The 9,442-nt window shown below is 45.5% G+C and carries 3 protein-coding genes and 1 other annotated feature; of the genes, 1 reads left to right on the plus strand and 2 read right to left on the minus strand.

Features of this window, described 5'->3' with window-relative positions; genetic code table 11:
• Window positions 1-36: 36 nt before the first annotated feature.
• Window positions 37-1,044: a tryptophan ABC transporter substrate-binding protein gene (gene trpX, locus K1I94_RS04325; RefSeq protein ID WP_223314533.1), complete on the minus strand. Its 1,008-nt coding sequence runs from the start codon at window positions 1,042-1,044 to the stop codon at window positions 37-39.
• 125 nt (window positions 1,045-1,169) lie between these two features.
• Window positions 1,170-1,403 (minus strand) — a binding site (T-box leader).
• 171 nt (window positions 1,404-1,574) lie between these two features.
• On the opposite strand from trpX, the gene fbpA reads away from it, so the two are divergent.
• Complete coding sequence (gene fbpA / locus K1I94_RS04330; RefSeq protein WP_223314534.1) at window positions 1,575-3,224, plus strand: Rqc2 family fibronectin-binding protein FbpA; 1,650 nt, start codon at window positions 1,575-1,577, stop codon at window positions 3,222-3,224.
• Window positions 3,225-3,410: 186 nt separating this feature from the next.
• Here fbpA and K1I94_RS04335 read toward each other — a convergent pair whose 3' ends face one another.
• The gene (locus K1I94_RS04335; protein WP_223314535.1) at window positions 3,411-9,311 is read right to left on the minus strand and encodes a CshA/CshB family fibrillar adhesin-related protein; all 5,901 of its coding nucleotides are present in this window, start codon (window positions 9,309-9,311) and stop codon (window positions 3,411-3,413) included.
• Window positions 9,312-9,442 lie beyond the last annotated feature (131 nt).

Genomic DNA, 9,442 nt, shown 5'->3' on the forward strand with positions numbered 1-9,442 from the left:
AAAAGAAGCCTGTGAAACAACAGACTCCCTTTCTTTCTATTTAATCACTTGTCCTGCTTCTTTGAGGACATCTTCTGGTACAGTAATGCCAAGTTCTTTGGCATTTTTAGTATTGATTACAGATTTACCTGTATCGAAAATATCTACTGCAGTGTCAGCAGGTTTAGCACCTTTAAGGACTTTAGCTGCCATTTTACCAGTCGCAACACCTAGGTCATACTGGTCTACAACGACAGAGGCAAGGCCTCCTTCTTCTACCATGGCTGTCGCACTTGGATAAATCGGTTTCTTAGCCTCTTTATTGCTGGACACAACTGTCGCAAAAGCTGACGCAATGGTATTGTCAATTGGAATCCAGATAGCGTCAACCTTGCCAGTCATGACATTCATGGTTGAAGCAATTTCATTGGTTGACGGAACAGAGTATTCCTCTACCTTGTAGCCTGCCTCTTCAGCTAATTTTTTGAACTCTTCCACCTGAGCTTTGGAGTTGTCTTCGCTGCTAGAGTAGAGCGCACCGATAGTCTTAACATCTGGGGTCAATTTTTTAATCAGCTCTAGCTGTTGCTTAGCTGGATTGCGGTCAGAGACACCAGTGATATTGCCACCTGGCTTGTCCAGATTTTTCACTAGGTTTGCTCCGACAGGATCTGTGATAGCTCCCATGACAATAGGCTTGTCCTTAGTAGCTGCAGCCAGTCCTTGTGCAGACGGAGTCGCAATCCCAATCAGCACATCATTGTTATTGGAGACCAGCTGCTTGCTCATAGTAGAGACCTTACTCTGATCGCCCTCAGCATTCATAAAGTCAATCTTAATCTTGTCGCCCTTATAGCCTTCCTCAGCCAGACCATCCTGAATCCCCTTGTAAATCAAATCTAGCGAAGGGTGGCTGACATACTGCAGCACGCCTACCTTGACTGTCTGACTGTCGTCGCCAGTCTTAGTGGTGTTACCTTTGCTGTTCAAGCTGGAATAGACAATCCCACCGATTGCCAAAACGGCCAGAAGGCCTAAGATAGTCATTAATCGTTTATTTTTCATGTTCTTTCTCCATTTCTATGTTTTATATTTTTTCTGTTTAATCCCTAGGGACGCCATCGTTTAAACATAGGCAGTTCTCCTTGTTTTTTATAATAAGCAACAAAAAACCTCACACAGGTATTCTGTGTGAGGGCGAAAATCGCGGTGCCACCTCAATTATGGAAAATAGCTAATATTCCCATATCTCTATCTTGTCATCAAACAAGCTGCACTGTAAGGTGTGCCCACCGAATTCTTATTGTTTCAAATTCATTTTATCAATTAGCCCAACTTCGTAAAGATTTGCTGCTCATTTCCACCAACCACAAGCTCGCTAAAAACAAATTCATCTACTACTTTTCTAATTTCCTATATTTTAAGTTTTTCCTGAAAGGATGTCAAGACCTTTTTGAAAATTTTTATAAAATGTTCGGATTTGGTTTATAGAGGCAATTATAGGCAAAAATTAAATTGCTTTTTGGCGAGACTTTAGAAGCTTTTAGCTTGGTTTTTTGTTATAATTTTCTGTAGCAACTTTCAAGGAGAAAAGCATGTCTTTCGACGGATTTTTTTTACACCACATGACAGAGGAGCTCCGCCGCGAATTGTTGGGCGGCCGCATTCAGAAGATTAATCAGCCCTTTGAACAGGAGCTGGTTTTACAGATTCGCAGCAATCGCCAAAGCCACAAGCTGCTCCTATCAGCCCACTCGGTCTTTGGGCGCGTCCAGCTGACAGATACCACGTTTGAAAATCCAGCTGTTCCCAATACCTTTATCATGGTGATGCGCAAATACCTGCAGGGCGCTGTCATTGAAGCAATCCAGCAAGTGGAGAATGATCGGATTTTGGAAATCAGCGTCTCCAATAAGAACGAAATCGGCGACAGCGTGGCTGTGACTCTGGTCATCGAAATCATGGGCAAGCATAGCAATATCATTCTCTTGGACAAAGCTAGCGGTAAGATTATTGAAGCCATCAAACATGTCGGATTTTCGCAGAATAGCTATCGAACCATCCTGCCAGGATCAACCTATGTCGCACCTCCTCAGACTGGCAGTCTCAACCCATTCACTGTGGGCGATGAAAAGCTCTTTGAAATCTTACATACTGAAGACTTAGAGCCCAAACGCTTGCAGCAAATTTTTCAGGGATTGGGCCGAGATACGGCTACTGAGCTCAGTGGCCGTTTGACAGCTGATAAGCTCAAAACTTTCCGTGCATTTTTTTCCAGTCCAACTCAGCCAAGCCTGACCGAAAAATCCTTCTCTGCTCTGCTATTTTCCAACAGCAAGACCCAAATGTCCACGCTATCCGAGCTTTTGGACACTTTCTATAAGGACAAGGCTGAGCGAGATCGAGTCAACCAGCAGGCTAGCGAACTGATTCGTCGAGTAGAAAATGAGTTGGAAAAGAACCGAAAAAAGCTGGTCAAGCAAGAGGAAGAACTTCTAGCAACGGAGAATGCAGAGGAATTCCGTCAAAAAGGGGAGCTCTTAACTACCTTTCTCCATCAGGTACCTAACGATCAGGACCAGGTTGAGTTGGATAATTACTATACAGGTGAGAAGATTATTATCTCGCTTGACAAGGCCCTAACCCCCAACCAAAATGCCCAGCGCTATTTCAAACGTTACCAGAAGCTCAAGGAAGCCGTCAAACATCTGACCAGCTTGATCGAGGAAACACGGACTACGATTCTCTATCTAGAGAGCGTGGAAACAGCCCTTGCTCAAGCCAGCCTGACTGAAATTGCGGAAATTCGGGAGGAACTAATCCAGACTGGCTTTATCCGCCGACGCCAGAGAGAGAAAATCCAGAAAAGGCAGAAACCGGAGAAATATCTGGCAACAGATGGCCAAACCATTATCCTAGTTGGCCGCAACAATCTACAAAATGACGAGCTGACTTTTAAGATAGCTAAAAAGGATGAGCTTTGGTTTCACGCCAAGGATATTCCAGGTAGTCATGTGGTCATCACAGGCAATCTTCAGCCCAGCGATGAAGTTAAGACTGACGCTGCCGAGCTAGCGGCCTACTTCTCCAAGGCCAGACTCTCTAATCTGGTCCAAGTAGATATGATTGAGACTAGAAAGCTCAACAAACCAACCGGTGGAAAGCCAGGATTTGTCACCTATACGGGCCAGAAAACCCTGCGCGTCACACCGGATGAAGAGAAAATTAAAAGCATGAAGATATAAAGTTACCCTCTTTAACTATCAAACTGACTTAGGAGCAGGACAGTCATTAGCCAGCTGAAGCATTCTATTATCTCCATCACTTTCAAGAATTTTTTGATAACAAAACAGGTAGAACTTATGTTCTACCTGTTTTTGCGCTCTCCTGAAATTCTTCTAGTTCATTGGCGAAATTTCTTCAAGCCTATTTTAGTCTTCAGACTTTTTCTTTCTCTTCTCTAAGCCCATCAGCCCCAAACCTGATACTCCCGCAAGTAAGCTTGCTGCCAAGTAGGAGGTTTCTTCTGTACCAGTCTTAGGAAGGGATTTTGCACCCTCACTCTTAGAAAGAGACGGTGGTGCAGGCGTAATCGTCCGCTCTGGCTGAACAGGATCTTCTGTCACAGTCGGAACATAGACTGCTGAAATCGTCTGACCGTTGCGGTCTTTACGAATCACTGTCACGCCGTCAGCTTGACCGACAAAGCCAGTTTCCGGTACAAAGGTCACGGTGCCATCTGGCGCAATCGTGTAAGTACCTTGACCTGGAACAACCTTTTCGGTACTGCCATCCTCGAATGTTGGCGGAACGGTTGGATCCACGTCTCCTTCAAAGATTGGTTTACCAGTCTGCGGCTGGCCTTTAAGACCTGTGCTGCCGGTATCTTCTGTGGCAGTACTTCCCAAAACAGTTGGGGTATAGGTAGCCGTCACAGCATTGCCATAAATATCTGAACGCTTCACGACAACTCCGCGAGTAGTTCCGACAAAGTCAGCTTCTGGCACAAAGGTTATTGCTCCCAGAACGGTAAATCTATACGTTCCCTCACCTGGGACAACCTTTTCTGTGCTGCCATCCGCAAAGGTCGGTGCTACTGCCTGGTCAATCGCTCCTTCAAAGGTTGGCGTGCCCGTTTGAGCTTGGCCTTTGCGGCCGCTGGACACACTGTCCTGACTGGTTGATGGTGCAACCACGGTCGGAACATAGCGAGCCGTCACTGAGGTGCCATTCTTATCGCGACGGACAAGAGTCACACCGCTTCCCTGACCAAGGAAATCAGCATCTGGAGTGAAAGTGACTGTACCGTCTGGTGTGATGGTATATGTTCCCTCACCTGGAATGGTCTTCTCCTTGCTTCCGTCTTCAAAGGTTGTCTCGACTGACTCATCAATTGGAACCAATGGATCACCTGCTTCGAAGATAGGTTTGCCAGTTTGAACATGGCCCTTGATATTTGTAGATGTAGCATCTTTACCAGTTGGAGTTACCTTGGCGAACTCTGGACTGTATGTCGCAATTACTGGAGTGCCATTCTTATCAACACGTTTAACAGTCACTGAATCTGGCTTGCCTACAAATTGCTTGTCTGGCGTGAAGGTCACTGCGCCATCTGGAGTAATGGTGTACGTTCCCTGGCCTGGAATTGTCTTTTCCTTGCTTCCGTCGTTGAAGCTTAGCTCTACTGTCTCATCAATTGGAACTAATGGATCACCGCCTTGGAAGGTTGGGGTACCCGTTTGCGAAAGACCTTGAGGACCTGTGCTGGTTGCGTTGGTGCCGATTGGCGTAACCTTAGTAAACTCTGGGCTGTATGTAGCCGTTACTGGGCTACCATTCTTATCCACTCGCTTCACAGTGATAGGATCCGGTTTACCTACAAATTGCTTGTCTGGCGTGAAAGTCACTGCCCCATCTGGAGCAATGGTGTAAGTTCCTTGACCTGGAATGGTCTTTTCTTTACTTCCATCTGCGAAGGTAGGCTCTACCGAGTCATCAATTGGAACCAGTGGATCACCACCTTGGAAAGTTGGAGTGCCTGTTTGCGGAACACCCTGCAGACCGGTGCTAGTCGCTGTGGTGCCGGTTGGAGTTACCTTAGTAAACTCTGGGCTATATGTTGCAGTTACTGGCGTACCATTTTTATCCACACGTTTTACAGTGACTGGATCGGGCTTGCCTACAAATTGCTTGTCTGGCGTGAAGGTCACTGCGCCATCTGGAGCAATCGTGTATGTTCCTTGACCTGGAATGGTCTTCTCTTTGCTTCCATCTTCGAAGCTTGGTTCAACGGTTTCATCGATTGGAACTAGTGGATCACCACCTGAAAAGGTCGGTGTGCCGGTTTGTGGAACACCTTGTAAACCGGTGCTGGTTGTATTGGTGCCTGTTGGAGTCACTTTCGTAAACTCAGGACTATAAGTTGCAGTCACTGGCGTACCGTTTTTATCGATACGTTTCACAGTAACTGAATACGGCTTACCTACAAACTCCTTCTCCGGTGTGAAAGTCACTGCCCCATCTGGAGTGATGGTGTAAGTGCCTTGGCCTGGAATGTTCTTCTCTTTACTTCCATCTTCAAAGGTCGGTTCAACTGTTTCATCAATCGGAACTAGTGGGTCACCGCCCGCAAAGGTTGGAGTGCCCGTTTGTGGAAGACCTTGAGGGCCAGTGCCAGTCGCATTAGTACCTACCGGCGTTACCTTAGTCACAGTTGGCGTGTAAGTTGCAGTCACTTCCGTGCCATTTTTATCCACACGTTTTACTGTGACTGGTGTTGGTGTACCAACATACTGCTTCTCTGGTGTGAAGGTCACTGCCCCATCTGAGGCAATCGTGTATGTTCCTTGACCTGGAATGGATTTCTTCTTGCTTCCACCTTCGAAAGTTGGCTCAACTGTTTCATCGATTGGAACCAGTGAATTACCACCTTGGAAGCTTGGGGTGCCAGTTTGTGGCACACCTTGAGGACCAGTGCTAGTCGCATCAGTGCTAGTTGGAGTTACTTGCGTAACGTTTGGCCAATAAACTGCATCTGCAGTAGAACCGTTCTTATCCCTTACACGAAGATGTGCAGGAGTAGGCGTTCCGTAGAAATCAGGAGCAGGTTGGAAGCTAATATCTCCATTAGCTTGAACAGTGTAAGTTCCTTGTAGCTTGCCACTTGCGTCGTTAACTGCCAAGGTATTACCCTGTTGAACCTGCCCATCCACAACGAATTGTGGTCCTGCTGGGTTTAATGGGACTGTTTGTGTTTGGTTATTAACAGTTGCTTGACCTGGAGTAAAGTTAAGCTGGCTAGTTTGAAGTTGTCCTTGAAGCCCAACAGTCTGTGTATCTTGACCAGTTGGGGTCGCAGCCTTAACTTCAGCTTGATAAGTTGCGGTTACTTCTGTCCCGTTCATATCAACACGTTTAACATATTCAGCACTTGGACGGCCAGTGTAGCTAGGAACCGGTTGGAAGGTTACACGACCTGCGTTATCAACCATATAAGTTCCAACATTCGGAACAACCTTAGTTGTTTGACCGTTATCAAAAGTTGGAGCAACTGCCTCATTAATTGGCACACGATTATCACCTGGCGTAAAGATCAAATTACCAGATTGTTCAGCACCTTGAATACCTTCAGAGTTTGCTCCTTGTGCTGTTGGAACAACACGAGTTACTGTTGGTTGATAGGTTGCACGGTGCTCTGTTCCATCGGTATCATGCAATTGTAGATTGACTGGGTCAACTGTCCCCACAAACGACTTATTCGGAGTGAAAATCACACGACCAGTAGCTGGATCTAACTCAAAGGTTCCCACTTCTTGGCCTTGCGAGGTTGCCTTCGCACTTGTTCCAGTAATACGATTGCCATCAGCATCCAAGAAAAAGACAGGATTCGTTGCAGATGGTTGAGCAGGTGTCTTAGCAGGATTTCCATCATTAAAGACAATATCTTGTACTTGAGGCAAACCTTGTGCGTCCGTCGAACGATGTTCCGTGAAATTCAAAACAGTCGGAATATAGCGGGCATCCATGTTATTCAACTTATCGTTGATAACAGGTTCTCCATTATTCTTCGCAATCCAATCTGTACTTGCGCCATTAGTATCAACACGGCGGATATTAATTCCTTGAGTAGTACCGATATAGCCAGTGCTAGGTTCAAATATCACATCCACATTTGTACCCTTGGCTGTTACTTTATATCGTCCCTCAGCAGTATTGTACCAACCGTCGCCATCTGCTGTTAATGTATTTCCAGCATTGTCCAAAACAACAGGTGCTACAGTTGTATCAATAGCCGCTTTCTTGCTTTCATCATTTTGATCAATACCTTGAGGTGTAAACTGAAGAGTAGCTTTCTGAGGCTGACCGATTATTCCCGAACTTTCCTTCTTTTCACCTTTTGGCGGATAGGTCAAGATGACTTCTAAGTCTTCAACTTCCCCACTAAAGGCTGCTCCAGTAGGTTTTTCAATATCTCCTTTATTCAGGGCAATACGGACCCGCATTCCCAACTTGCTAACTTCAGGATTGGTCATCGCTGGATTATTCTTGAAATTAACAGTATAGTCACCAGCCGTTGTTACTTCAGTAAATTCGCTGGCCTCATTTTCATCAAAAATACCGTTTTGATTGAAATCAATCCAAGCACGAACATAGGCCTTGCTATTACCATTGGCAGAGGCTTGCAAGCGAACTGAGTAGTCACCATTTTGAAGACGATTGACTCGGAAAAGGTTATTCGTCTTACCTGTCAAATCAGAGGGCAAGAGCTGATTAACCCCTTCGTCTGCGTGATCAGTATCGTCATCATGCCTCCAGTCATTACCCGAAGTAGTATCAATATCAGCTTCAACTCGACCCAAGAATGGCTGAGGAGTTCTTGCACCTGTATTGGCATCATAACCAGAAATAGCATGAACAGCATTTCCATAAGAAGCCGGAGCATCTCCCTCATCAACTACCATAAAACCAATCATAGCAGCTTGCTGACCAGAAGAAGCAATATAAATCCCAACTTCTGAAGCACCTCGTGTCATCACAATCGGAACTGTGCGATCTTTAGAAGTATTAGGACCAAAGACCTGAGAACCCAAGCCTCCTGTTTTTTGATCTGGATTAGTAAAAGCAGTCCAGTCGATTACAGGTATAGTCGCATTATCCCCTATGTATTGTCCATATCTATTAGGGTTCATCGGTGCATAAGTGTCGGTAATTTCCCGACCATCTGGTAGGACACGTTTCCATTCTGCCAAGTGTTCCCAACCTTGGCCATTGGTCGTGAAGATAGCATACTCCCCTGGGTTGGCCTCTTCTCCATCTGCCATGATAACCGTCGCTTTTACAGGTTTCCCAAGGTAAGTCGCTTCTACCTTGAATTTTATACCGTAGCTAGCACCATTTTTAGGAACTTGTAATTGAGTCTTTCGGCCATTGGTGTTAATCCCTTGGTCTCGGACAGATGTCCATTGATTCTGCTCCGCTCCTATAATTTTCGGTCTAGCCGAATCTCCCTCAGCTTCCTGCTTTTTATAGTCTTCATTTACATATCTGAACCAAGTGTTTTTCGCATTCGGATCATAGCTACTTTCATACGCAGTACCCTTGACGCGGTCACGATAAATCTCTGTTGAGTGGAAGGGTTTTAATTCCGTCACTGTCAGTTTGATACGATAGCCAGGTGAAATTTCTTTTTCATAGACAGTACCAACTTTAAAGGAATCGTCCGTATCTAAGTTGCTGATAGCACTTTTATCCCCAAGATCCAGCCAGTTAATCTGCTTCATCAAGTCTGTCGGGTTCTTTTTTTCAGAATCAGCCAAAGTAGGCTTCTCAATGGTGTTGTTAGGGTCACCATCTCGCAGACCAGTAGGTGCTGCATCCCGTCTTACCCGACGAGAGCGACTAGGCTGAGCAGGCTCTGTAGTTCCTGCCGGTTGAGCAGGAGCTGGTTGGGCATTATCTTCAGTCTTAACTTCTGCAGGAACAACAGCTGGTGCAGAGGTAGTTTCTGCCGCCGGCTGCTCACTTGTTGGCTTATCAACTGAATCAGGCCTTGCAGTCGCTACCGCAGACGCATCTTCTGCTTGAGCCACGAAAGTAGCAGGTCTGCTTTCCTCAGCTGGTGAATTTAGCGGCTCTGCAGTACTTACTGAGGAATCAGCTATGCCTGCTTGAGAAACCTCGCTTTGAGTCCCAGAAGAAACAGTCTCATCAGCGCTAACCTGCGTTGCCGCACCCAAAAGAAGCAGGGTTGATAAGAGCACAGAACAAACACCGACGTTTAGTTTTCGAATCGAAAACTTACGCAGGTGAGGATTAAATAAATCTTTTCCCATAATAATCTCCTAAATAATCATTTAAATTGCAGCTTTTATTATACACTATTCTATTTTAGTTATCCATATATATAACTATAATTGTAAGAAACTAACATTATAATTAGACACTTTGTTAAAAACAGTCTATT

The organism is Streptococcus sanguinis (genome assembly GCF_019929145.1).
GTDB lineage: Bacteria > Bacillota > Bacilli > Lactobacillales > Streptococcaceae > Streptococcus > Streptococcus sanguinis_U.